This window comes from Bradyrhizobium sp. LeoA1Lang, from assembly GCF_055413685.1.
This window is the reverse complement of record NZ_JBVAPG010000534.1, coordinates 1-393: the sequence shown is the minus strand read 5'-3', so window position 1 is coordinate 393 and position 393 is coordinate 1. Positions and strand designations below refer to the sequence as shown.

General features: G+C 59.3%; 1 protein-coding gene. It reads right to left on the bottom strand.

Translation table 11 applies throughout. The features are described 5' to 3' along the window. Window positions 1-349 (bottom strand): transposase (locus ACZYOF_RS44415; RefSeq protein ID WP_463719676.1); only part of this gene is annotated, 349 nt, incomplete at its 3' end. Window positions 350-393 lie beyond the last annotated feature (44 nt).

Below are 393 nucleotides of genomic sequence, written 5' to 3'. Positions count from 1 at the left end.
TGTCCTTGCGGAACTTGGCAATGGTGCGATAGCCGGGCACCAGCCGCTTCAGCAGCCAGATCAGTTCAAGATTGCGGCCGGCTTCCCGCTCAAGGCTGCGCGACGACCGGATCCGGTTCGTGTAGCCGTAAAGATAAAGCTTCAAAAGGTCGGCCGGGTCGTAAGGAGGCTGCCCAGCCCCGCCGCCTGACCCGTCGTGGCGGAAGCCAAGCTTCTCAAGCTCCAGCGCAGCGACAAACGCCTCGATCGCTCGAACCGGATTGTCGCGCTCCACATAATCTTCAACACGCGCCGGAAGAAAACTCGACTGATCCCGGCTAACGCCGGTCTTGAACCTATGATTCGGCATAACCGAATCGTACACGCATCGCCCTATCAGCCAAGATTCTTGCC